This is a genomic window from Arthrobacter sp. CAN_C5 (assembly GCF_017875735.1).
Lineage (GTDB): Bacteria > Actinomycetota > Actinomycetes > Actinomycetales > Micrococcaceae > Arthrobacter_D.
Window position 1 is genome coordinate 1,879,051 of record NZ_JAGGMZ010000001.1, and the last position, 22,486, is coordinate 1,901,536.

A 22,486-nucleotide genomic window follows, 5' to 3' on the forward strand; every position below is an offset into this window, starting at 1 on the left:
GATTCTGCTGCAGAGGTCGGTTCGGTGGCAACGCTCTGATGGGTTCAGCCGAGATCGTTGATCCGGACCAGATGTCCTGACGGGTCGCGATAGAAGGCGAGACTGGCATCCGGTTCCTGCCGCGCACCGTTGTCCAGCAGTCGAGGTCTGGGGCTTACCCTTGCGATATGAAGAGCACTAGCCCGTGGCGCTGGACGTCGAGCATCCGCGTGCGGATCGTCGCGGTGGTCGTCGTGCTCCTGGTCCTCTCCTCGGTGGGGTCGGTGCTGTTGCTTCGCCTGGTCCTGTTTGAACGGCTCAATGAAGAGATCGGCACCAGTCTGGATCGTGAGGCGGAGGAGTTCCGGCTGCTCGCCGGCGGCGTCGACCCGAGAACCGGTGAACCGTTCGGTGAGGACCTCTCAGCCATTTTCGATGTCTACTTCTCCCGCGAGATTGCCGACGAGGGTGAGACGCTGCTGGCCTTCCTGGACGGCGAACTGTACGAATCCCGGCGGGCGCCGCAGGTGCCCGATCCTGGGGAGTTCCGCAGCACTGTTCAGTACTGGCTGGGGCTGGAGGAGATGGCAAAGGGGACCATCGACACGCCGGCCGGGCAGACCAGCTACGTGGCAGTGCCGTTCGAGGGGGATCCCTTCGACGGTATTTTCGTGGTCGCGAACTTCCCCGCCAATGAGCAGAGCGAAATCGACCAGGCGGTCCAGACGCAGCTGGTGGTCCAGCTGGGCACCACCATTCTGGCGTCGCTTCTCAGCCTGGCCCTTGCCGGGCGGGTACTTCGCCCCCTGAAGTCCCTGGCGGAGACCGCGCGGATCATTTCAGACACCGATCTCAGCCGGCGGATCGACACCACGGGCAAGGACGAGGCATCCCAGATAGCTGACGCTTTCAACGACATGCTGGCACGGCTTGAACAGTCTTTCACCACCCAGCGGCAGTTCCTCGACGACACCAGCCACGAGCTGAGGACACCCCTCACAGTGATCCGCGGGCAGATGGAGTTGATCGATCTCGACGAGACCCCCGAAGAGCGAGCCGAAACGGTTGCTCTGGTCACCGACGAGGTGGACCGGATGACCCAGATCGTCTCCGACCTGTTCGTTCTGGCCCGCGCCGAGCGGCCGGACTTCCTGGCCCTCGACCGGGTCGAGGTGCGGGAGCTGGTGCTGGGCGTGTACCGGAAGATGACGGCCCTCGCCGCCCGGGACTGGCAGGTCCACGCCCCCGAGCCGACGGTCACTCTTGCGGACCGACATCGGGTGACGCAGGCGCTCCTCCAGCTGGCAGACAATGCGGTCAAGTTCACGGAGGCCGGCGCCACCATCCGCCTCGACGCCGAGGTATCGCCCCAGGCGGTACGGCTGTGGGTGATGGACTCCGGACCCGGCATTCCCGCACAGGACGCGGACCAGATCTTCACCCGTTTCAAGCGGGGCTCCGGACGCAATACCGCGAAAACCGGCGGCGCCGGTCTGGGCCTGTCAATCGTGGCCGCGATTGCCGAAGCTCACGGCGGCAGCGCGTCGCTGGTGACACGACCGGGCTGGGGAGCATGCTTCGAAATACTGCTCCCCCGCCCCGCCGAGTTGCCGCCGGCAAACCCCGGCTAGACCATCAGGCCGGCTGGTTCCGCGATGTGGGCAGGTAGGTCGCCCACCACTGCAGGATGTGCTCGAACCGCTGCCGGCGATGCCACGGCGATCCTGCCCGCGACAGTTCGTGGGTCTCCCCCGGGAAGACCAACAGCTCGGTGGGCACGCCCCGCAGCTTCAGCGCCGTGTAATAGCGTTGTGCCTGCTCCAGCGGGCAGCGCAGATCCTCCTCCGAATGCACCACGAAGGTGGGAGTCTGCACCTTGTCCACCTGCGCAAAGGGGTTCTGTGCCTTGATCTGCTCCGGATCGGACCCGGTGTACGCGTCGGAGAAGAACCAGCCAATGTCCGACGACCCGACAAAGGATGGCGGGTCAAGGTACCCGCGCTCCACCACTGCCGCAGTGAACCGGTGGTCCTGGGAGATGGTCCACGCGGTCAGATAGCCTCCATAGGATCCACCCATCACTCCCAGCCGTTCCCGGTCCATCGCCGGGTACTTCTCCAGGGCACCCTCGAGGAAGCCCAACACGTCCTGCAGGTCGACGGTGCCCATGGCTCCCTTGATGACGCGACCGTGCTCCTGCCCGTAGCCCGCAGCACCGCGCGGATTGCACATCACCACGGCGTAGCCGGCATCGACGTACACCTGGGCCTCATCAAAGTATCCCCAGCCATACTGGGCGAACGGGCCGCCGTGGATGTTCAGCAGAACCGGATGGGGGCCCTCCCCCGCGGGTTCGAGGACCCACCCGTGCACCGGGTGACCGTCGCTTGCGGTGAAGGTCTCCTCCACCGGTGTGACCACCGTGGTCTGGTCCCGCAGGTCGTTGGAGAAATCGGTCAGCGGGGACAGGGTTCCGCCGGACACCACCGCGACGTCGCCCATGGTGTGCGCGTCGGTATAGGCAGCGACGACCACGTCGCCGGCCGCTGCCGCGCCCGTGATGATCAGCTCGCCGTCGGCAAGCTCCGTCAGCGTTCCATCAGCTGACACCTCCAGGAGGGTTCCCTTCCCCCGGGTGCGGTTGAAGACGAGCACCGAGTCAGCACCGCGGGGCACCATGTCGCCGACCTCCCCGAGGTCGACCGTCTCGGCGTCGGTGAGGGCACGGGCCTCGCCGGGCGCGTCCACCGGTGCGACGTAGAGGGCGGTGTTCCTGGCGAGGAAGTCGAGTCCGTCCTCGGACAGGTCACTGCCCAGGAAGAAGAGCCATTTCCCGTCGAGGCTTTCCACCGGCCGGTTGCAGCCGAGCCGGGTGCCTGCGCCGTTGTTGGTCAGCCGGGACAGGCCGGTTCCGTCCACCGCCATCGAGTGAACGTCGGTGTACAGGGTGGTGTCGGCCTCCGGGTGCAGCGCCGCAGTGAAGAGGATCCGCTGCCCGTCGCGGGAGAACACCGGCTCGTTGTGGTCGGCATTGGCGGTGGTCAGCTGGACTGCGGTGGGGAGACCCTTGGAGCCAGCCCCTGCCGACTCACCAGCCCCCGCCGATCCGCCAGCTGCCTCCGAGCTCTCGGCCGCCTCAGCCTCCTTGGCACGGCCGACCGCTTCCACGAAGGGTGCGGCATCCAGGTCCGGTAGCTCGAGCACAAAAATGTGGTTGCGCTTGTCCACCGAGTAGCCCAGCCCGTTCATGCGGTATTTGAACGTAGTGATTCGGCGTGGGTCTTCAAGACCGGGCCCGACGCCGTCGACGGTTCCGTACCGGCCATGCTCGGGCACCCGTGAGGTGAAGGCGATCTTCGACGAATCCGGCGAGAAACTGAACGCTCCGACGCCCATTTTCTGATCGGTCAGAGGCTGCGGTTCGCCACCGCGGCTGTCCACCATCATCAGCTGTGGCTTGCCGCCTGGGGCTGACCGAAGGAACGCGAGGAGCCGGCCATCGGGCGAGTACTGCGGTGCCGTGTCGCGGAATCCGCGGGTCAGCCGGCGGGCGACGCCACCGGAGACGGGGAGGTCCCACAGTTGTCCGACGTAGGAGTCGGCCTGAAAATCGGGTCGGGTCACCGAGACGACGCAGTGCTGCGCGTCGGGTGAGAGTGACGGTGAACTTACGGACTGGAGAAGGTTCAGCTCATGTGGTTTCACAGGTTCGAGACTAGATCAGTCATCGGGACTTCCCAATTCGGGCACGTGGGCACTGTGCCGGCCCTAGGATGAAGGCATGCCCCACCTTCCGGAGAACGTTCTGCGCTGCCCTGTGTGCGAGGCGAAGCTGGAACTGTCGACAGCGGGCCGGACCCTCGGATGCGCGTCGGGGCACCGGTTCGACGCGGCGAAGCAGGGGTACTTCAACCTGCTCACCGGCCGGGGCACCGCGTTCCAGCCCGATACCGCCGCAATGGTGCAGGCCCGGACCGACTTCCTCGGAGCCGGCCACTACGACCGCCTCCGGGAGGAGGTATCGGCCCTGGCACAGCGGCAGGTCGCTGCACCGCGGGTGATCCTGGACGCCGGAGCCGGCACCGGCTACTACCTTCACGGACTGCGCCGCGGACACGACGACACCTCCCTGCTCGCCCTGGACATCTCCAAGTTCGCCTTGCGCCGTGCCGCCCGGCTTCTCGACGACGACGGCGTGTGCCTCGTCTGGGACGTCTGGCGCCCCCTGCCCATCCAGAATGGAGTGGTCGACCTCCTGACGAACATCTTCGCCCCCCGCAATCCTGAGGAGTTCCACCGGGTACTGCGGCCGGACGGCGTGCTGGTGGTGGTGACTCCCCTCCCCGGTCATCTGGCGGAGATCGCCGACGATGCGGGACTGCTCGAGGTGCCCGAAGACAAGGCCGGCGGGGTGTCTGCCACGCTGGCCGGCTTGTTCCACGAGATTGAGGCGGTGGCTGTTGACTACCAGCTGCGGCTCTCACGGGCCGACGTCTACAACGCTGCCCTGATGGGTCCGGCGGGACACCACCTGGACCCGGTCGGGCTCTCGGCCCGGCTCGCCGGCCTACCGGAGTGGACTGCGGCAAGCGCTCGTTTCACCGTCCAGGTTTTCAGGAGGTCAGCGGGGAGTGCGACCCTTGCGGATCTATAACAACCGCTCTGCCGGGCCTCCCATCCCTAGGTTTCGCCCCTCCGCTTTGGCATGATGGAGGTACGCAATACGCGCCCAATGGCGCCCTAGCCCGAGGGGAAGACATGTTTGAGTGGCTTATGGAGAACGGCTGGATACTCTGGCTCGTCCTGTTCCTGGGGCTTGCCGCTGTGGAAACCCTGACTCTGGACCTGTTCTTCATCATGATGGCCATGGGCGCCCTCGCCGCCATGATCAGCACCTTCATCGGGGCGGCGTTCTTCCTGCAGGTCGTGGTGTTCTGCGTGGTGTCCCTGCTCATGGTTCTGGTGGTCCGGCCGGTTGCCCTGAAACATTTGAAGCGGGGCTCTCCCGAACAACTGAGCAACATTGACCGGCTCATCGGCGAATCAGCGTTGACCCTCGACGTGGTGACTGGGGAATCCGGCACGGTGAAGATCGGCGGGGACACCTGGTCCGCCCGGACGGTCGACGGCTCTCTGATTCCTGCCGGCGAACGGGTGGCAGTGTCCCGAATCGACGGGGCTACCGCCCTGATCTCAGCACCCGCCCAGCCGAAAGCCGCCGACTCCGGCGCGGTCTAGGCTTCACCCCCAACCGTCCACTTATCCCAGTGCCACTTACCCGTGACACTGAACCTGTGCCATCAACCTCAAAGGGGAACACATGCCTAGCGACGCAGGGGCAATCGGACTGACAGTCGTCCTGATTGCCCTGATCATCTTCGTCCTGATCGTGCTGGTTAAATCGGTGCGGATCATTCCGCAGGCTCGCGCTGGCGTGGTGGAACGGCTGGGAAAGTACCAGCGGACCCTCCAGCCCGGCCTGACGATCCTGATCCCCTTTGTGGACCGGTTGCTGCCCCTGCTGGATCTGCGCGAGCAGGTGGTGTCTTTCCCACCACAGCCGGTCATCACCGAAGACAACCTGGTGGTATCGATTGACACGGTGGTCTATTTCCAGGTCACCGACCCGCGGGCGGCGACCTACGAGATCGCCAATTACATCCAGGCCGTTGAACAGTTGACCACCACCACCCTGCGTAACGTCGTCGGTGGCCTGAACCTTGAAGAGGCGCTGACCTCCCGTGACCAGATTAACGGGCAGCTGCGTGGAGTGCTCGACGAAGCCACCGGCCGGTGGGGCATCCGCGTTTCCCGGGTGGAACTGAAGGCCATCGATCCTCCCCTGTCCATCCAGGACTCGATGGAGAAGCAGATGCGTGCCGAGCGGGACCGTCGCGCGGCCATCCTGACCGCCGAAGGCACCAAGCAGTCCCAGATTCTCACCGCCGAAGGTCAGCGGCAGGCAGCGATCCTCGCCGCGGAAGGTGACGCGAAGGCAGCCATCCTGCGCGCCGACGGTGAGTCCCAGGCCATTCAGAAGGTCTTCGACGCCATCCACAAGGGCAACCCGACCCAGAAACTCCTGGCCTACCAGTACCTCCAGACCCTTCCGAAGCTCGCCGAAGGGTCATCCAACAAACTGTGGATCATTCCCAGCGAGGTCGGAGAAGCGCTCAAGGGGATCGGTAACGTCCTCGGCAACACGACCGCTGACGCTCCCGACGGCGAAAGCACCTCGCCCACCTACAGCCCCTAGGACAACCTCTACCGCGATGTCCCTCGATGGACCCGGGTGAAGGGGGGGTGTCCCTATGTTTTTTGTCAAGCTGGTTGGGTGGTTTTCGGAGATTGGGGTTTGCCGGGTTTTTGGGCAGGAGGGAGTGGCCGGTGGCGCGTGGTCGGCCGGCTGCTGGGCTGGTTGTTTAGGCGGCTTTGACTGCGGGTGCCTCGTATAGCACTCCGTCGCGCAGCATCGCGAACAGTACATCGCAGCGGCGTCTGGCGAGGGCGATCAGGGCCTGATTATGCCGTTTGCCTTGGGCTCGTTTGCGGTCGTAGTACGCCCGTGAGACGGGGTCTTTCAGGGCCGCGAATGCGGAGAGGAAGAACGCCCGTTTGAGGATCTTGTTGCCCTTTTTTGAGGAGTGGTCTCCTCGGATCGAGGTACCGGATCGCCACGTCACCGGCGCGAGTCCGGCGTAGGATCCCAGATGCCCGGCGGTCTTGAATTCCTTGCCTGCAACCTCGGTAATGATCCGTGCTGCCGTCCTGACGCCGACCGCCGGTAGGGACGTCAGGAGTTCGTGAAGAGGGTGGGCCTCCACGATGGCTTCAACCTGGGTCAGAACCTCGGCACGAGAGGTGCGTAGTTGGGTCAGCTGCGCGGCGAGTTGGGGCAACACGACGCCGGCGGCGCCAGTGCCGGCCACGACTACGCTCTGCTCACCCAGAGCGGTGAAGATCTCTTCTGCCCAGCGCCTGCCGGCCCGCGGCGCGGACTTGGCCATGAACGCGGCGACCCGGCTCTGGCCAGCCCGGCGCAGAGCCTCAGGGGCAGGGTATTTCCGCAGCAGTTCGGCCATTACGGGGTGGTCCAGGTGCGGGCCGATGGCCCGTTCCAGGGCCGGGTGGATCTGCGTGAGGAGCCCGCGGATCCGGTTCGAGGCGGCGGTGGCCTGCTTGGCCAGGTCGTCGTCGAAACCGCAGAGCATTGACAGCTCTGCGGCCTGTTCATCGGCGACGGCAATCGAGCGCAGCGTGTGCGGCATGCTCCGGGCGGCCTCAGCAATGATGTAAGCGTCTCGGGCATCCGTCTTGGCCTCACCGGGGTGCAGGTCAGCGATGCGGCGCATCGCCAGGCCCGGCAGGTAACCGACGAGGATACCGGCGGCCTGCGCCACAGCGACCGGCAGTGCACCGATGGTGGCCGGCTGGTCCACGACGAGTAAAAGCGTGCCGTGCTTGGTGAGACTGTCGATGATCGCCCGCAGTTTCGCCTCGTCTTGCGGCAGTGCCTTATCGAGCAGTTTCTTGCCGTTCCTGTCCAACGCCACCGCGTGGTGGTTGGACTTACCGACATCGACGCCGATAAACACATCGACGAGTTCGTGATCCTTAATCACTACTACCTCCAGAGGTGAAACCCAATGAGACCGTGCTGGTCTGTCCTGCGGCCCCAGAGCTCGGCATCCACGTTACGGCCGACCTACCACGATGGTGTCTGCAGCTGGTCCGGTCCCCATTAGCGATCCTCTGGCGCCTATCGAACCCCGGTGACAACACCCCCCGGATCATACATTCGACTGGGGGACTCAATCATGCCAGGACCGACAGGCCAGCAACCCCGATTCTTGCTCGTTTAGGGGCTATAAGAAAGGTAACGGGGGGGGTCGCCCTACTGATGCCGGCCGGCTAGCGGTTGGCTAGCTGGCCGGTTTCTGTTTGGCTGCCACTCCGGCGTATAATTGTGTGTTTGCCGTGGTTTCGCTGCTGTGATCGGGAACAGACTCATATTCCACAGCGTTATGTAGATGGCAGGACGTGGCGGAAAACGCCACACCACCATCCGCCGTCACGGATGCCAAATTGTTGAGTAGGAGAATACATGAGCGATCGTAGCTTGCGCGGAATGCGCCTCGGGGCGCAGAGCATGGAGACAGAATCCGGGGTTGAGCCAGCTCCCCGTCAGCGGGTCGAATACCGCTGCGGAGACGGCGAAAGGGTGTTCGTCACTTTTGCGGCGGAAGCTGACGTTCCACCGGTCTGGGTATCCAAAACCGGCAAGGAGGCGTTGCTTGTCGATGGAGAGCGCCCCGACACCTCAGGCGACAAGCCGGTGCGTACGCACTGGGACATGCTGCTGGAACGCCGCAGCATGGACGAACTGGAGCAGATCCTCCAGGACCGCCTGACCATTCTTCGGGAGCGCCGCGGAGAGCGTCAGTCCGCCTAGAGTGACAGTTACAGCCTGATTCAGGCACACGCTGATTCAGCGCTAACCCTGTTTCAAGCAAGTACTGATTCAGCCGGGTCGGCTGCCATAGGGCAGCAGACCCGGCTTTTTCGTGTTCTAAAAGCCTGGCTTCAAGCCGGCCTTTTAGCCGAGGAGGCTTTTGGCCGAGGACCCGGTCAGCCGGTGATGTTGCTGGGCGCGCCGCGGGTGGTAAGAGCACGCCAGCGGGCAACAATTCCCCACCGGGTGACGTTGCCGATGGCTTCCAGAACAATTCCGCCACTCATCTTCGACGCCCCGAACTCCCGTTCCACGAACGTGATCGGCACCTCGACGATTTTCAGACCCAGTTTGGCAACCCGGAAGGTCATGTCCACCTGGAAACCGTAACCGACCGAATCCACCTGGGCCAGATCGAGTTTCTCGAGGGTCTCGCGGCGGAACGCCCGGTACCCGGCGGTGATGTCCCTGACCTCGATGCCGAGCATGATCCTCGAATAGGTACTGCCGGCCCTCGACAGGAGTTTCCGGCGGCGCGGCCAGTTCACCACAGATCCTCCCGGGACCCACCGGGAGCCGATTACCAGGTCGGCGTCGGCCACCCTCTCGAGCAGCGACTGCAGCTGTTCAGGCCGGTGGGACCCATCAGCATCCATCTCCACCAGGACGTCGTAGCCGGCGTCGAGTCCCCAGGTGAAACCGGCAATGTAGGCGGCGCCGAGTCCCGCCTTGCCCTGGCGGTGCAGCACGTGGATCTGGGGGTCGGCAGCAGCAAGAGTATCGGCAAGGTCACCGGTGCCGTCCGGACTGTTGTCGTCAACCACCAGGACATCCGAGTGGGGTACGGCGCGGCGGAGACGGGAAACCGTCAGGGGCAGCGACTCTATCTCGTTGTAGGTGGGAATGATGGTGACGACTCGCACTCAGGCAACCTTTGGTCAAGTAAGTAGGTGCGCCGCAGCGCACGTCCCGGGGGTCGGAACCAAACGCCCAGTATATTGGATGCCCTCGCAGGACCGAAAAGCCGGTGGGGCCAGGGGGCGCCTCCATGCTTGGGAGGATTCGCTCAATGGTGGGGTAGATTCGCGCGCCTTCGGGCCAGCACGGATCGACAACGATCACAGCTGTTTTCTACTGACGCGCGAATCTACCCATTTCATCACTACCGATACCGCGACACATGACTACCCGTCCAGCGTGGTGGTGGTTGCCTCAGTCATGAGTCGAGTCGGTCCGGTCGGGTCAGCCATGGTGCCTGACTTGGATCAACCCGTTGATTCCACAGCCTACGCGCTGTGGAGTACGTGTCAACAGCCCGCTGACCTGGGGAAACTTCCGTTTCCGCAGGTCAGGACGCGGACCGCAGGGCAGATGGTAATTCGTCAAAACCTTCTGCCCGGTACAGTTGCCGGCCGTGGTGCACCGTTTCGAGGCAGCGCGGATCCGACCCCGTATCGAGAGCGGGCAGCAACGGTGTTCCGGCCCGCGGATCGGTACTCCAGGACTGGACCCGGCTGTCCGCTGTCTGCACCATCAGTTCCTCTACCTCCCAGACCGCGTAGGACGCCGGAGCCCCGGGGACCAACTGTCCGAGGAGGGGATTCCTGGACCCCACGGCCCGCCACCCCGCCCGGGTGTGGGCGATGAAAGCGGCACGGGCGGAGATGCGCTGGGCCGGATTATTGTGCAGGACGGCGGCTCGAAGTGTGGACCACGGGTCGAGCGACGTGACGGGACTGTCGGATCCGAAGCACAGAGGCACCCCCGCCGCAAGGAAACTGGCAAAGGGGTTCATGCCAGCCATCCGGGTGTCGCTCAGCCGCTGGCTGTAGAGGCCGTCAGCGGCGCCCCAGCGGGCGTCGAACGCCGGTTGGGCGCTGACGGTCACGCCGAAGTGAACCAGCTGGGCGATGGCCCCGCTGTCGGCGAGCTCCACGTGTTCCAGCCGGTGGCGGGCCTTCCGGACGTTCTCGATGCCGTGCGCCTCTGCAGCACGGGACAGGCCGTCGAGGACTACGTCCAGTCCGGCGTCCCCGATCACGTGGAATCCGGACTGCACCCCGACGCTCGTTGCAGCGCCCAGATGCGCGGCGACAGCGCCGGCATCCAGGAAGACGGTGCCCTGGTGGGAGTCATCGGCGTAGGGCTGCCTCAACGCTGCTGTGCGGGAACCGATCGACCCGTCAACGTTCAGGTCGCCACCGAGTCCGGCCAGGCGCCCGTCGAAAGTATCCAGGATGTCCCTCAGCTCGGACACCGACCCGACGGCCTGACCCCAGTAGGCCAGTACCTCGGGAAGCAGCTCGTCCTCGGGGCCCTGGCCGAGCCCCAGCAACGCCTGCAGGTCCGCGGTCGGTGAGATGTGCGGTGCGCCCATCTCGGCGACAGCGACGATTCCGTTGGCTGCCGCCTGGCGAAGGGCTGCCCGCTGGTACGTGGACCGTTGGGTGTCATTGAGGTTCCGTGAGGCCAGCCGGGCGGCGACGTGGGCGTCGCGCACCACGAAGCCGTTGTCCCAGCCGTCGAGGGCTGCCAACCCGAGGGCAGCTGCCAGGGAGCCGGAGACCACCGCCGAATGGACGTCCGCGCGCGCCAAGTATACAGGTTTACCGCCGCCGGCCGCGTCCAGCTGCTGTGCCGTCGGTACGGTCCGGTCTGGCCAGCGGGATTCGTCCCAGCCGTGGCCCAGGACCGTGGCCACACCGCTCCGCGCGGCTGCGGCGACCAGGTCCAGCAGTTCGGTGAGGCTGCCGCAGCCTGCCAGGTCAATGGACTCCAGAGCGAGGCCGGTCTCGGTGGTGTGGACGTGGGAGTCGACGAAGCCTGGGGTGATGAGCGCACCGGCGAGGTCGACCACGGTCATCGTCGAATCCGCGAGGGACTCGGCGGCATGCTCGGAGCCGATCCAGGCGACCGTGTCGCCGTCTACCAGCATGGCCGTCGCAAACGGGTCCGCGGCGCTGTAGACGGAGCCGTTGCGGTACAGAACAGGGCGGGGCGGGGTCATGCGTGCTCCAGACAGGTGGTGGAAGGTGATGGTTAGTCGCCGATGGCCGAGTAGGCCACCACGCCGCGACGGATGAGCCCGATGGCATCAATGCATAGCCGCCGCTGACCGCTCGGCAGGTCGTCGATCTTGGCCAGCTGATCGAGCAGGTCGATGACCTGCTTGGTCCACCGGACGAAGTCCCCTGCGGCCAGGTCGGTTCCGCTGAGTGAGGGCTGGAGGGCCTTCCCCCGCGCCCACTTGTACATGGGCCAGACAAGGCCCAGTTCCGGTTCCCCGGTGACGGGCAACCTGAACTGTTCCTCAAGGTCTGTCAGGGTGGACCACTGGCGGACGACGACGTCGATCGAGTGGTCCAGGGTTGCCCCGGGCATTTTCGGGCGCAGTCCACGTTCCTCGCGTTTGGCCTGGTACACGAGGACCGAGGCCAGTGCCGCCGTTTCGGCGGCGTCCAGACCGTCAAAGGCGCCGTGTTCGAGGGAGAGGGCGATCAGGAGGTCCTTCTCGCCATACACCCGGCGGAGTTTGCGGCCGGCCGCGGTGATCGTGGTGCCCGACGGGGTGTTCTGTAGGTACCCGTAGTGGAGCAGGACGTCGGAGACCCGGTCGAAGGTCTTGGCGATGGTGTTGGTGCGCCCACGGATCTGGCCGGTCAGGCGGTCGGTCTCGCGGCGAAGCTTCCACCACCGTTCGGCCCACCGGGCGTGCTGTTCCCGGTCGCTGCAGCCGTGGCAGGGGTGTGCCCGGAGTTTCCGGCGCAGCCCCGTGATGGCCGCCTCCTGGCGATCAGTGGCACCGGAGTGGAAACCGTCCTGGGGCCCCGCGCCACGGCGGGGCGGGCGTTTCTCGTGCAGCGCATTGCGGAGCGAGGAGCTCAGGTCGCGCCGGTCCTTCGGGCTGCGGGCGTTGAAGTTCTTGGGGATCCGAATGTGGGAGAGCACGTCCAGTGGTCCGGTGAGGTCCTGGACCCCCACCCGTCGGATCTGTTTGTCCTCGGTCAGCACGGTGGGCCGTGGCTCCCTGGAGGTGTCGGGGCTGAGGACCACTGCGTACCCCTGGACCCGCCCGGCCGGGACGTCGATGACATCTCCGGGCCGCAGCATTTCCAGCGACGATGCGGCGGCCGACCGGCGGTCTCGGGATGTTGCTTTCGCGGCGAGGTTCTCCAGGTCCGACAGTTCCCGGCGCAGCTTCGAGTACTCGGTGAAGTCCCCCAGATGGCAAGTCATCGACTGTTCGTAACCCTTGAGGGACTCCTCACGGGTCCGCACCTGCTTCGCCAGCCCCACCACCGAGCGGTCTGCCTGGAACTGGGCGAACGAGGTTTCGAGGATTTCGCGGGAGCGGTCCTGCCCAAACTGGGCGAGCAGGTTGATGCTCATGTTGTAGGTAGGTCGGAAGCTCGAATTCAGCGGGTAGGTGCGCCGGGACGCCAGGCCGGCCACCGCACCGGGATCGGTGCCGGGCTGCCAGAGCACGACGGCGTGGCCCTCCACATCGATGCCCCGGCGACCAGCGCGGCCGGTCAGCTGGGTGTACTCCCCCGCCGTCACGTTCACGTGTGCCTCGCCGTTGAACTTGTCGAGCTTCTCCAGCACCACGGACCGGGCAGGCATGTTCACACCGAGCGCCAGGGTTTCGGTGGCGAAGACGGCCTTCACGAGCCCCTTGGCGAACAGCTTCTCGACTACTTCCTTGAAGGTGGGCAGCATCCCGGCGTGGTGGGCGGAGAAGCCGCGGATCAATCCCTCCCGCCACTCCCAGAAGCCGAGCACCGCAAGGTCCTCGGGCGGCAGGTCGACTGCCGCCTCATCGACCCGGAGGCTGATAATCTCCCGTTCGGCCTCAGTGGTGAGCCACAGGCCCGCGTCGAGACACTGGCTGACCGCCGCCTCGCAGCCGTTGCGGGAAAAGATGAACGTGATCGCCGGGAGCAGCCCGTCCTTGTCCAGCGCGCTGATCACCTGGGGGCGGCTGGCACGCCTGACACGGGATGCGGCCTGCGGTGGCCGTTTCGCCGGTCCCCTCCCCCTCCGTGAGCCACCGCCGGCTCCCCAGCTGGCTCGCTGGGTCAGCCGGGTTTCCGAGCTGGCCAGTTCCAGGAGTTCGGGGTTGACCTCGTACCGGTCCTGCGCGCCGGACTCGGCTCCAGCGGGGGCGGCCTCATCGAAGGCCACCTCCCCAGCGAACAGGTCCAGGAGGTTCTGGCCCACCATGACGTGTTGCCAGAGGGGAACGGGGCGGTGCTCGGAGACCACCACGTCGGTGTGGCCCCGCACGGTGTCCAGCCATGCCCCGAATTCCTCGGCATTGGACACCGTCGCGCTCAGTGACACGAGCCGGACCTCGGAGGGCAGATGGATGATCACTTCCTCCCACACGGCTCCACGGAACCGGTCCGCAAGGTAATGCACCTCGTCCATCACCACGTAGCCAAGGTCGTCCAGGGTGTCAGAGTTCGCATACAGCATGTTCCGCAGCACTTCGGTGGTCATGACGACGACGGGGGCATCCGGGTTGATCGTCGTGTCGCCGGTGAGCAGACCCACCCGACCCGTGCCATAGACGGCGCACAGTTCCGAGTATTTCTGGTTACTGAGGGCTTTGATCGGGGTGGTGTAGAACGCCTTCAGGCCCTTCTCCAGAGCCAGGTATACGGCGAATTCTCCAACGACCGTCTTGCCGGCACCGGTCGGCGCCGCGACCAGCACACCCCGACCCGCTTCAAGGCAGACACAGGCGTCCCGCTGAAACTGGTCCAGGTCGAATCCCAGCGTCTGCTCGAACGCGAACAGCGCGGTTGCTGAGTGCGCGGTGCGCGCCTGTGCTAGCTGGTACCGCTCGGCGGGGGAGGTCATGGTTCAAGCCTAATCTGTCCCGGCTGGCGGGTTTGCACCGTCCGACCCGGGCGCCTACAGCTCGTCGATGGGTGCTGCGGTGTCGGCGTTGGCTTCCACCTCGGCGTCCTGGGCTGCCCTCCGGCGGTCACGCCGCTTGTCGTTCAGGAGGCACAGCATGATGGCGATGAAGAAGAGCACCACCATCGGGGCCGCCAGGTAGAGCATGCCGAGCGCATCGCCGCCGGGTGCTGCCATGGCGGCGAAGACGCAGATCAGGAAGACGGTGATCCGCCAGGCTTTGAGGATCTGCCGGCCGGTGAGGATTCCCACCAGGTTCAACCCGAACAGCACCACCGGGAGCAAAAAGGCGATCCCGAATGCCAGCATGAGGCGCAACACGAAGGTGATGTATTCGGTGACGAGGATGAAGTTCGAAAACCCGCTGGGGGTGAAATCGGTCAGTACCCGGACCGCGTTGGGTAGTACCAGCCAGGCGAGGTAGATCCCCGCCAGGAACAGGGGCACCGCGACGGCGATGAAGGACAACGCCACCCGGCGCTCCTTCGTTTTCAACCCGGGGGTAATGAAGGCCCACAGTTGATACAGCCAGACCGGGCTCGCCAGGATGATTCCGATGAAGACCGAGATCTGAACGAGCAGGTCGAACGGCGAGGCGACGCCGGCGAAGTTCAGGACCGCTTCCCTGCCCTCGCGGGCGTTGATGTCCAGAATGGGCTGGGACAGCGCGGTGAGGACAGGGTTGTAGATAAAGAACCCCACCACCGTCCCGAGGACCAGCGCGATCGCCGATTTGATCAGGCGGTTCCGGGCTTCCAGCAGGTGCTCCCGGAGAGCCATCCGCGCCTCGGGGTTGGATTTGCGACCTCTGCCGCGCACCTTCAGCACCGCCAGCTCACCCTAGGGTGTACGTGATGTCGGATCGGCTGGACCCGGCGGGTTGTTCGTTCCGGGCGCGGCTGGCCCCTGCTGGTCGGGGTGGTCCGACCGGGTGCGTGCTGGCGGGACGACTCGACCCTCGACGGGTGCGCCGTCGTCGGCTGTCTCGGAGGGACCGTCGTCTTTCATCTGCTTCACCTCGGACTTGAAAATCCGGAGCGACTGGCCAACGCTGCGGGCCAGCCCGGGTAGCTTGGGCGCTCCGAAAAGCAGCAGTGCGACAACCACAATGACAACTAGTGCCCAGCCTTCAGGTCTCATGACGAAATCCTTTCATAGTTCTTGCCAGGGCAATTCCCCCCGGGGCGACCCTCTGATCCTGCCCGGACCGGGGTTCTAAACATGCGGGAGATCTCTCAGGCTGACCGGTTGGGAACGGTTCACCCGGCGGTGTACCCGGCGTTCCCGGCGTGCCGCGACCCGCAGGGCCTTCCCTGCCGCCCGCTCGTCCCTGACGTCCGCCGGGTCCCTGAATACGGCCAGCGGCACAGGTTCCCGGACAACCTCGTCCAGGCTGGCCGCGGGAGTGGTCGACCGGTCCAACACCTCACCGGCGTGCTCCACCTCTTTGAGGAGGGCTTTCACCTTCCGGAAGAGGTAATACCCGAGCGCGACAAGAACCAGGAGGGTCAGCGCAAGCAGCGCCACCCAGATCACAATCCACGTCCACCAAGGCATGAATCAAGTCTAAGGGAGTCCCGGCCGTCGCGGGGACAACGGTGCCGGGCCCTCGCGGGCTGGACGGACACGCTAGTGGGAGAGGAGTCAGGGATAGTTCAGCCGGGCAGCGGAGAGCCAGGCCGAGCATTCCTTTGACAGCTGCCCGGGGGCAGCGACGACGGCATCCCCGCCGAGCCTGCCGACCAGCCCGGGGATCCATGAGGTGGTCGCTACCCGGATTTCTGCCGCCAGGCGCCCATCGGCGAGCTCGACGGTCCGCCCGGCGTCGTAGTGCTCGGCAACCCATCGGGCGGGCTCCTGGAGGATGAAGGTCACCAGCTCGTCACCGGCGGTCGGGCTGAACACGGCGTCGCCGGCTGGCACCGGCCGGGGCTCGGCTCGAACGGGGACCGCAGTCAGTTGTGCGTTCTGGATCCGGTCCAGCCGGAAGTTCCGCACTGCCTCGGCGCCGATGCACCAGGCCTGCAGGTACCAGACGTCGTCGCGGGAGAAGGCCCGGATCGGTTCAACCGTCCGCTCGGTGACCTCGTCACGTGCGGGCACCAGATAGGTCAGCTCCAGCCGCACCCCGTCGCGCAGGGCGGTCTGAATGGTTTCGAGGGTGGGACCCACGGCATCTTCGGTCAGGGTGGTGGCGATCGCTTTCCCGGCACGACCGGCGTCCCCGGCGGCCTCCGTAAGCTTGGCGTGGGCGGTCGCCGCCGCGGAGCCCGGATCCAGGCCGGGGAGGCGGCGCAGCGTGTCCAGTCCCACGATCAGGGTGCAGGCCTCGTCCAGGTTCAGACGGACCGGCGCCGCCAGGTTGTCGGCGTTGTCAAGGAAAATGCGGTCCCCGTCGATGCTGACCTCGATCAGGCCGTCCGGGTAGTAGCGGGGTCCGCTGACGAACAACAGCTCCAGGTCGGCCGCCAGCTGGTCAAGGCTGACGCCGAACCGGTTGGCGGTCTCCCCCATGTCTGCTCCCGGATGGTCCAGGAGGTAGGGCACCAGGTCGAGGAGCCTCCGCAGCCGGGCGTCGGCGGAGGCCTTGCGGCGGGCCGGTCGTGGTGCCGGGCCGGTGAACCCAACCACCGGGAGATGCCCCTCCTGGGCGGCGGACGCGCGGGTCAGCCGGTTGCGCACCTGGGCCACCAGATCGGCCGGGGAGATGGCCCGGGCACGGGGGCCGAAGGCTGCGATGTCGGCTGCGGTGTCACCCGGATCGCCGTACGGAAAGCGCAGCAGGTCCCAGCCGCCGTCGGCGCCGTCCAGGACCGCACCGCGGCGGGTCCGCAGCAGGTGGCAGGTGTCGGGCTGAACAGCAACGAGTGCTTCAAAGGGTTCGTCGGCACGGTCGAGGGAGGCGAGGGAATCGAGCATGGCGAAGTGTTCGGGTACGTCGTAGGTACCCTCCAGGAGCCGCGGGGCGGTGGTCATCCGGGAAAGCCTGAAGTACCGTTCCTCGCCGCGGTCCAGGTCCAGGCCGACCACGTACCAATGCCCGAAGCGGCTGCCCATCCCCCAGGGCTGAAGGGTCCTTGGTTCTTCCCGGCCGGTGCTCGCCGCACCGTAGCCGAAGGCGATCGGGCGGCGGGAGGTGGTGGCACGCCAGACCTCGTCCCAGTGGGGTTCGTTGGTCCTGATCCGGGGTTCCACCGGAAGTGGTGCGGCACCGCCGTCGGCCGCGCCGCGGTCCTGCAGCTTACGCAGGGCCCGGGCGGCCGCGGAGTCGAGGGTGGCAACGTCCCACATCCCGGCCGCGAGGGTCAGAGCAGCGGACTCCTCGGCGCTGAAGGTCACGGCGGGCAGCCGGTACTCGGCGGCGTCGATCCGGTAGCGGCGGATGGAGTTGTCGTGATCGAAGGCGGGATCATCGCTGAAGGACTGGACGGGGATGCCCTGTTCGCGGAGCATCGCCTTATCCCGGTCGAAGAGTTTTTCCCGGGCCGAAGGGGTGGGTGCCCCACCGTACAGTTCTATTTCCCTGAACAGCTCCTCCTTGGTGTAGCCGCGCTGCGTGGAGAGCAGCAGCATGACCAGGGTGAGGAGGCGTTCCGTTCGTTTAGCTGACACGTTGGCAAGAGTACCTGCAAGACGATGGCCGGGGCACACTGTGCCCCGGCCATCGGTCGAACAATGCTGCGGTTAGCGCAGGCCCATCAGGTCGACGACGAAGATCAGCGATTCGCCGGGAGCAATAGCCCCACCCGCGCCGCGGTCACCGTAGGCGAGGTTCGCCGGGATTTCCAGCCGGCGTCGTCCGCCGACCTTCATGCCGAGCAGACCCTGGTCCCAACCCTGGATGACCTGGCCGATGCCGACCTTGAAGTCGAGTGGTGCGCCGCGGTTCCAGGAGGAGTCGAACTCTTCGCCGGTGGAGAATGCGACACCCACGTAGTGGGCGGAGACGGTGTCGCCGGCCTTTGCCTCGTCGCCGGAGCCCTCGATCAGGTCAGAGATGACCAGTTCGGTGGGGACTTCGGTGCCGGGGAATTCGATCTCGGGCTTGGTGCGGTCGGTTCCGTTTGATCCGATGGACATATTTCTCCTTTAAATGGTGGTGAATCGGTGTCGCCGAAACTATTCGGCGGCGACCTTCTCGACGATTTCTACGTAGAACGCGAGGGTGCCGGACGGGCGTCCCTCGGGTGCCGGGTCGCCGTAGCCCATGGGCGCAGGGATGACCAGCAGCACCTTGCTGCCCACGGTCTGGCCAGCGAGGCCCTTGGTCCAGCCTTCGATGACGCCGGTCAGGGGGAACTCGACCGGCTCACCGCCGGGGTAGCTGGAGTCGAACTGCTCGCCGTCCTCCCACCGCCAGCCGGCGTAGTTGGCGGTGATGGTGTCGGCCTCGGTGAGGACATCGCCGTCGCCGGCCTCGAGGACCTTGATGACCAGGTCATCGGAGGGCTCGTTGTCGGGGATCTCAATGACCGGCGCGTCGTCGTCGTCGAAGGTGAACGTGGGCAGCTGGCCGTCGGCGTCGAGTTCCTCGACCGCCTCGGGGCTGAGGACCTCGGGCACTGGGGGTGCATCCTCGGCGCTCAGCACGCGCATGACGATGAGCTGCTGCGGGTCCTGGCCCTCGAGGACCGTGGTGTACGCGATCTGGGAGCCGATGGTGGTGCCCAGCAGCACCTCGTAGAGTTCAGGGTCGACCTCCTGCAGCTGCTCGGTCAGGTCAAGGGTCTGTGGCTGCCCGGCGGAGTAGGTGTCTCCGAGCACTGAGCCATCCTCGGCGTTGAGCCCCACCAGGTGGAATGAGACGCGGTCGCCGTCGGCAATGGGATCGCCGTCGCCAGCGGTGATGGCCGCGGCTGCGGGGCCGGTGACCTCCAGCGGCGACTCGAACGTCACCTCGGGGGCTTCCTCATCGGTGCCGCCCTCAATGCGGACGGATTCGAGAATCGCGGCGTCCCCGGCGGTCTTCCCCTCCGGGCCATCGCTGCCGGCATCACCGCCACAGGCAGTCAGCGCAAGCAGAAGGGGCAGAGTCATGGTGAGAGCTTTTCGCACGGTACTTCTTTCGCGGTTGATCGGTGGTGCGTGCCGTCCGGCCGCGACGTACGGGCCGTAACTGGTGAATGAACCTCACCAGCCTAACGGTTTGGGGACTGAAGTTTCTCCCGCACATTCGTTTTCCCGGGAGTTTCCCGGCGGATTCACAGTTGCGCCAGCAGCGCTTCAACCCGTTCGTCGACCGACTGGAACGGGTCCTTGCACAGGATGGTCTGCTGGGCGCGGTCGTTGAGTTTGAGGTGCACCCAGTCGACGGTGAAGTCCCGGTTGGCCTCCTTGGCGCGCCGCACAAACTCGCCCCTCAGGCGCGCGCGGGTGGTCTGGGGTGGAATGTCCACGGCGTTCTTGATGTCGACGTCGTCCACCACCCGCTCGGTTTCGCCACGCTGCTGGAGCAGGAAGTACAGTCCACGTTCCCGGGAAATGTCGTGGTAGGTGAGGTCGAGTTGCGCCACCCGCGCCGATTCGAGCCCCAGCCCGTGGCGGACCCGGTAGCGGTCGATCAGCTTCTTCTTGATGGCCCAGTCGATCTCCCGGTCGATAAGCCAGTGGTCACCGGTGTCGACGGCGTCCAGCGTGCGGCCCCACAGTTCCAGGATCCGCTCGACGTGCGGGGTGTGGGCGCCGTTCGTGTCGACAAACTGGCGGACCCGGGCCAGATACTCCCGCTGCATTTCAAGCGCGGAGATGCGACGGCCGTTGGCCAGTTTGAGGGGCTGCCTGCCGGTGAGGTCGTGGGAGATTTCCCTGATGCTGCGGATCGGGTTTTCCAGCCGGAAGTCTTTCATGATGACGCCCGCCTCGATCATCCGCAGGATCAGGTCGACCGACCCCACCTTGAGCATGGCGGTGGTCTCGGACATGTTGGAGTCCCCGGCGATCACGTGGAGCCTGCGGTAGTACTCGGCGTCGGCGTGGGGCTCGTCCCGGGTGTTGATGATGGGCCGTGACCGGGTGGTCGCGGAGGAGACACCTTCCCAGATGTGGTCGGCGCGCTGTGAGAAGGCGTAGATGGAACCGGTCTGCGTCTTGAGGACCTTCCCGGCGCCGACCAGCAGCTGCCGGGTGACCAGGAACGGAATCAGGATGTCGGCCAGGCGGCTGAACTCGAGCTTCCGGGGAATGAGGTAGTTCTCATGGCTGCCGTAGGAGTTCCCCGCGGAGTCGGTGTTGTTCTTGAACAGGTACACCCGCCCGTCGTACCCCTCGTGGGCGAGCCGCCGTTGTGCCTCGGCAACGAGGTCCTCGAGGATCAGCTCCCCCGCCCGGTCATGGGCAATCAGCTGGGCGACGTCGTCGCATTCGGCCGTCGCGTACTCGGGATGTGAGCCGACGTCGAGGTACAGCCGGGACCCGTTGGTGAGGAAGACGTTGGAGGACCTCCCCCAACTAACCACTTTCCGGAACAGGTAGCGGGCCACCTCCTCGGGTGAGAGTGGACGGGAGTTCGGCCCGGAATAGGCGATCCCGAACTCGGTCTCGATGCCAAAGATCCTGCGGTCCATCAGTGCTGCGCCCCTTCGAGCATGGCTGCCACTTCCGCGGGCAGGAACCGTCGGAACGCGCGACGCGCTCCGCGGGTGGTCAGCGGGTCACGGTCCAGGGCCGCGACCTCCAGGGCGCCGGGGTCCAGGCGGACCCGGGGTTCGCTGACCCCGCCGACGACGCTCCCGCCGCCATAGCGGAGGGCGTCGACGGCGGTCCGCACCGCTTCGCCGAAGTCGTGGTCGGCGTCCCAGCGGCTGGAGAGTGCGTCCACCACGGCGTCGGCCTGCCCACCCATCACGATGAACCGTTGTTCGTCGGCGATTGACCCGTCAAAGGTCAGCCGGTACAGATGGTCGGTGTCGGTGCGGGTACCCACCTCGGCGACGGCCAGTTCAACTTCGAAGGGCTTGCTGTCGGCGGTAAAGACGGCGCCGAGGCTCTGTGCGTAGACACTGGCCAGCCCGCGGGCGGTCACGTCACCGCGGTCGTAGGAGTAGCCCCTCACATCGGCGTAGCGAACCCCCGCCTGCCGCAGGCTCTCGAACTCGTTGTACTTCCCGACGGCGGCGAAAGCGATCCGGTCGTAGATCTCGCCGACCTTGTGCAGGGACGGCGAAGGATTCTCGGCGACCAGGGCGATCCCGTCCCGGCAGCTGAGCACCACGACCGACCGGCCCCGGGCGATTCCCTTCCGGGCAAAGTCGGCGCGGTCCCGGGTGAGCTGCTCCGGGGACACATAGAACTGTTGGGTCACGCTCATGCCTCCCGGCCCGCCACAGACCGTGAATCGATCACCTGGGCGGCGGCCAGGGCAAGTTCGCGCTCCGGCACCCTGCGGGCGCCCGCGCTGTTGGCCGTGTAGACCACGGGCCACAGCTGGCGGACCACATCGGGGCCGCCCGTCGCGGAATCGTCGTCGGCCGCGTCGTAGAGCGATTCCACGGCCACCCGGACCGCGCGGTCCTCGTCAAGGTTCGGTTTCCAGAGCTTCTTCAGGGCACCGCGGGCGAAGGCGGCACCGGATCCGACGCTGTGGTGTTCCTGTTCCTCGTAGCGGCCCCCGGTCACGTCGAAGGAGAACAGCCGGCCGACCCGTTGGACGGTGTCGAATCCGGCGAACAGGGGGACCACGGAGAGGCCCTGCAAGGCCAGGGGCAGGTTGGCCCGGATCATCGCGGCCAACCGGTTGGCCTTGCCGTCCAGGCTCATCAGATCGCCCTCGATCTTCTCGTAGTGTTCCAGCTCCACCTGGAAGAGGCGCATGATGTCGAGGGCTATTCCGGCGCTCCCGGCGATCCCCAGCACCGAGTACATGTCGGCCGGGAAGACCTTTTCGATGTGCCGGCTGGCGATGACGTTGCCCATCGTCGCCCGCCGGTCGCCGGCCATGAGGACGCCGCCGGCGTAGGTCATCGAGACGATCGTGGTGGCATGCGGCGCGAGGGTGGGGGCGCTGGCCGGGGTCAGTCCCCCGGCGGAGCGGCTGGAGGGCAGCAGTTCCGGATGGTTTGCCCCGAGATACCCGCTGAACGAGGTGGAGGCTGCACGGCCGATCGACGCGGTAGCGTCCTCTAACTTCATGGA

18 protein-coding genes and 1 pseudogene are annotated in these 22,486 nt (G+C 66.0%); 5 read left to right on the forward strand and 14 right to left on the reverse strand.

The window, feature by feature from the left end; genetic code table 11:
* The first annotated feature begins 167 nt into the window (after positions 1 to 167).
* Positions 168 to 1,610 (forward strand): cell wall metabolism sensor histidine kinase WalK, encoded by a 1,443-nt coding sequence (locus tag H4V95_RS08855; RefSeq protein ID WP_209729960.1) that lies wholly within the window; start codon positions 168 to 170, stop codon positions 1,608 to 1,610.
* A 4-nt stretch (positions 1,611 to 1,614) separates the two neighbouring features.
* On the opposite strand, the gene H4V95_RS08860 is transcribed toward H4V95_RS08855, so the two are convergent.
* Positions 1,615 to 3,684 (reverse strand): S9 family peptidase, encoded by a 2,070-nt coding sequence (locus H4V95_RS08860; RefSeq protein ID WP_209729963.1) that lies wholly within the window; start codon positions 3,682 to 3,684, stop codon positions 1,615 to 1,617.
* A gap of 76 nt (positions 3,685 to 3,760) precedes the next feature.
* Here H4V95_RS08860 and H4V95_RS08865 point away from each other — a divergent pair, with 76 nt between their 5' ends.
* From H4V95_RS08865 to H4V95_RS08875, 3 genes are all read left to right on the forward strand, one after another.
* Positions 3,761 to 4,633, forward strand: a complete 873-nt coding sequence (locus H4V95_RS08865) for a putative RNA methyltransferase (protein ID WP_209729965.1) — start codon at positions 3,761 to 3,763, stop codon at positions 4,631 to 4,633.
* Between the two features lie 104 nt (positions 4,634 to 4,737).
* Positions 4,738 to 5,217: an NfeD family protein gene (locus tag H4V95_RS08870; RefSeq protein WP_171585208.1), complete on the forward strand. Its 480-nt coding sequence runs from the start codon at positions 4,738 to 4,740 to the stop codon at positions 5,215 to 5,217.
* A gap of 82 nt (positions 5,218 to 5,299) precedes the next feature.
* Complete coding sequence (locus H4V95_RS08875) at positions 5,300 to 6,235, forward strand: SPFH domain-containing protein (protein ID WP_209729967.1); 936 nt, start codon at positions 5,300 to 5,302, stop codon at positions 6,233 to 6,235.
* Positions 6,236 to 6,401: 166 nt separating this feature from the next.
* On the opposite strand, the pseudogene H4V95_RS08880 reads toward H4V95_RS08875, so the two are convergent.
* Positions 6,402 to 7,668: pseudogene (locus tag H4V95_RS08880) on the reverse strand (IS110 family transposase).
* Positions 7,669 to 8,083: 415 nt separating this feature from the next.
* Between H4V95_RS08880 and H4V95_RS08885 the strand changes: the two are divergent.
* Complete coding sequence (locus H4V95_RS08885) at positions 8,084 to 8,431, forward strand: RNA polymerase-binding protein RbpA (protein WP_024477045.1); 348 nt, start codon at positions 8,084 to 8,086, stop codon at positions 8,429 to 8,431.
* A gap of 176 nt (positions 8,432 to 8,607) precedes the next feature.
* Here H4V95_RS08885 and H4V95_RS08890 read toward each other — a convergent pair whose 3' ends face one another.
* The 12 genes from H4V95_RS08890 to prcB all read right to left on the reverse strand — a co-directional run bounded on the left by H4V95_RS08890 (position 8,608) and on the right by prcB (position 22,483).
* On the reverse strand, positions 8,608 to 9,354 hold the full coding sequence (locus H4V95_RS08890; protein WP_196866103.1) for a polyprenol monophosphomannose synthase: 747 nt from the start codon (positions 9,352 to 9,354) through the stop codon (positions 8,608 to 8,610).
* A 425-nt stretch (positions 9,355 to 9,779) separates the two neighbouring features.
* Positions 9,780 to 11,438 (reverse strand): amidohydrolase, encoded by a 1,659-nt coding sequence (locus H4V95_RS08895; RefSeq protein ID WP_196866102.1) that lies wholly within the window; start codon positions 11,436 to 11,438, stop codon positions 9,780 to 9,782.
* Between the two features lie 32 nt (positions 11,439 to 11,470).
* A complete protein-coding gene (locus H4V95_RS08900) occupies positions 11,471 to 14,296 on the reverse strand; it encodes an RNA helicase (protein WP_196866101.1) in 2,826 nt (941 codons plus the stop codon).
* A 54-nt stretch (positions 14,297 to 14,350) separates the two neighbouring features.
* Positions 14,351 to 15,136 carry a twin-arginine translocase subunit TatC gene (tatC, locus tag H4V95_RS08905; protein ID WP_196866218.1) on the reverse strand — a complete coding sequence of 262 codons (786 nt, stop codon included), beginning with the start codon at positions 15,134 to 15,136 and terminating at the stop codon, positions 14,351 to 14,353.
* A gap of 60 nt (positions 15,137 to 15,196) precedes the next feature.
* Complete coding sequence (gene tatA / locus H4V95_RS08910) at positions 15,197 to 15,496, reverse strand: Sec-independent protein translocase subunit TatA (protein ID WP_196866100.1); 300 nt, start codon at positions 15,494 to 15,496, stop codon at positions 15,197 to 15,199.
* Positions 15,497 to 15,571: 75 nt separating this feature from the next.
* Positions 15,572 to 15,913: a hypothetical protein gene (locus H4V95_RS08915; RefSeq protein ID WP_196866099.1), complete on the reverse strand. Its 342-nt coding sequence runs from the start codon at positions 15,911 to 15,913 to the stop codon at positions 15,572 to 15,574.
* An 87-nt stretch (positions 15,914 to 16,000) separates the two neighbouring features.
* On the reverse strand, positions 16,001 to 17,968 hold the full coding sequence (locus H4V95_RS08920; protein WP_209729969.1) for a YafY family protein: 1,968 nt from the start codon (positions 17,966 to 17,968) through the stop codon (positions 16,001 to 16,003).
* Between the two features lie 72 nt (positions 17,969 to 18,040).
* Positions 18,041 to 18,436 (reverse strand): FKBP-type peptidyl-prolyl cis-trans isomerase, encoded by a 396-nt coding sequence (locus H4V95_RS08925; RefSeq protein ID WP_171585200.1) that lies wholly within the window; start codon positions 18,434 to 18,436, stop codon positions 18,041 to 18,043.
* 39 nt (positions 18,437 to 18,475) lie between these two features.
* On the reverse strand, positions 18,476 to 19,393 hold the full coding sequence (locus H4V95_RS08930; RefSeq protein ID WP_196866097.1) for an FKBP-type peptidyl-prolyl cis-trans isomerase: 918 nt from the start codon (positions 19,391 to 19,393) through the stop codon (positions 18,476 to 18,478).
* A gap of 164 nt (positions 19,394 to 19,557) precedes the next feature.
* Entirely contained in the window at positions 19,558 to 20,919 is a 1,362-nt protein-coding gene (pafA, locus tag H4V95_RS08935; RefSeq protein WP_196866096.1) for a Pup--protein ligase, read from the reverse strand.
* Positions 20,919 to 21,656 carry a proteasome subunit alpha gene (gene prcA / locus H4V95_RS08940; protein ID WP_196866217.1) on the reverse strand — a complete coding sequence of 246 codons (738 nt, stop codon included), beginning with the start codon at positions 21,654 to 21,656 and terminating at the stop codon, positions 20,919 to 20,921. The genes pafA and prcA overlap by 1 nt, the downstream gene beginning before the upstream one ends.
* Before the next feature lie 2 nt (positions 21,657 to 21,658).
* Complete coding sequence (gene prcB, locus H4V95_RS08945; RefSeq protein WP_196866095.1) at positions 21,659 to 22,483, reverse strand: proteasome subunit beta; 825 nt, start codon at positions 22,481 to 22,483, stop codon at positions 21,659 to 21,661.
* Between the last annotated feature and the right edge of the window lie 3 nt (positions 22,484 to 22,486).

What these genes read in the sequence shown, in the direction of transcription:
- H4V95_RS08855 (WP_209729960.1), top strand. Translation starts at nt 168, where the DNA reads ATGAAGAGCACTAGCCCGTGGCGCTGGACGTCGAGCATCCGCGTGCGG.
- H4V95_RS08865 (WP_209729965.1), top strand. Translation starts at nt 3,761, where the DNA reads ATGCCCCACCTTCCGGAGAACGTTCTGCGCTGCCCTGTGTGCGAGGCG.
- H4V95_RS08870 (WP_171585208.1), top strand. Translation starts at nt 4,738, where the DNA reads ATGTTTGAGTGGCTTATGGAGAACGGCTGGATACTCTGGCTCGTCCTG.
- H4V95_RS08875 (WP_209729967.1), top strand. Translation starts at nt 5,300, where the DNA reads ATGCCTAGCGACGCAGGGGCAATCGGACTGACAGTCGTCCTGATTGCC.
- H4V95_RS08885 (WP_024477045.1), top strand. Translation starts at nt 8,084, where the DNA reads ATGAGCGATCGTAGCTTGCGCGGAATGCGCCTCGGGGCGCAGAGCATG.
- H4V95_RS08895 (WP_196866102.1), bottom strand. Translation starts at nt 11,438, where the DNA reads ATGACCCCGCCCCGCCCTGTTCTGTACCGCAACGGCTCCGTCTACAGC.
- H4V95_RS08900 (WP_196866101.1), bottom strand. Translation starts at nt 14,296, where the DNA reads ATGACCTCCCCCGCCGAGCGGTACCAGCTAGCACAGGCGCGCACCGCG.
- tatC (WP_196866218.1), bottom strand. Translation starts at nt 15,136, where the DNA reads ATGGCTCTCCGGGAGCACCTGCTGGAAGCCCGGAACCGCCTGATCAAA.
- tatA (WP_196866100.1), bottom strand. Translation starts at nt 15,496, where the DNA reads ATGAGACCTGAAGGCTGGGCACTAGTTGTCATTGTGGTTGTCGCACTG.
- H4V95_RS08915 (WP_196866099.1), bottom strand. Translation starts at nt 15,913, where the DNA reads ATGCCTTGGTGGACGTGGATTGTGATCTGGGTGGCGCTGCTTGCGCTG.
- H4V95_RS08925 (WP_171585200.1), bottom strand. Translation starts at nt 18,436, where the DNA reads ATGTCCATCGGATCAAACGGAACCGACCGCACCAAGCCCGAGATCGAA.
- H4V95_RS08930 (WP_196866097.1), bottom strand. Translation starts at nt 19,393, where the DNA reads ATGACTCTGCCCCTTCTGCTTGCGCTGACTGCCTGTGGCGGTGATGCC.
- pafA (WP_196866096.1), bottom strand. Translation starts at nt 20,919, where the DNA reads ATGGACCGCAGGATCTTTGGCATCGAGACCGAGTTCGGGATCGCCTAT.
- prcB (WP_196866095.1), bottom strand. Translation starts at nt 22,483, where the DNA reads ATGAAGTTAGAGGACGCTACCGCGTCGATCGGCCGTGCAGCCTCCACC.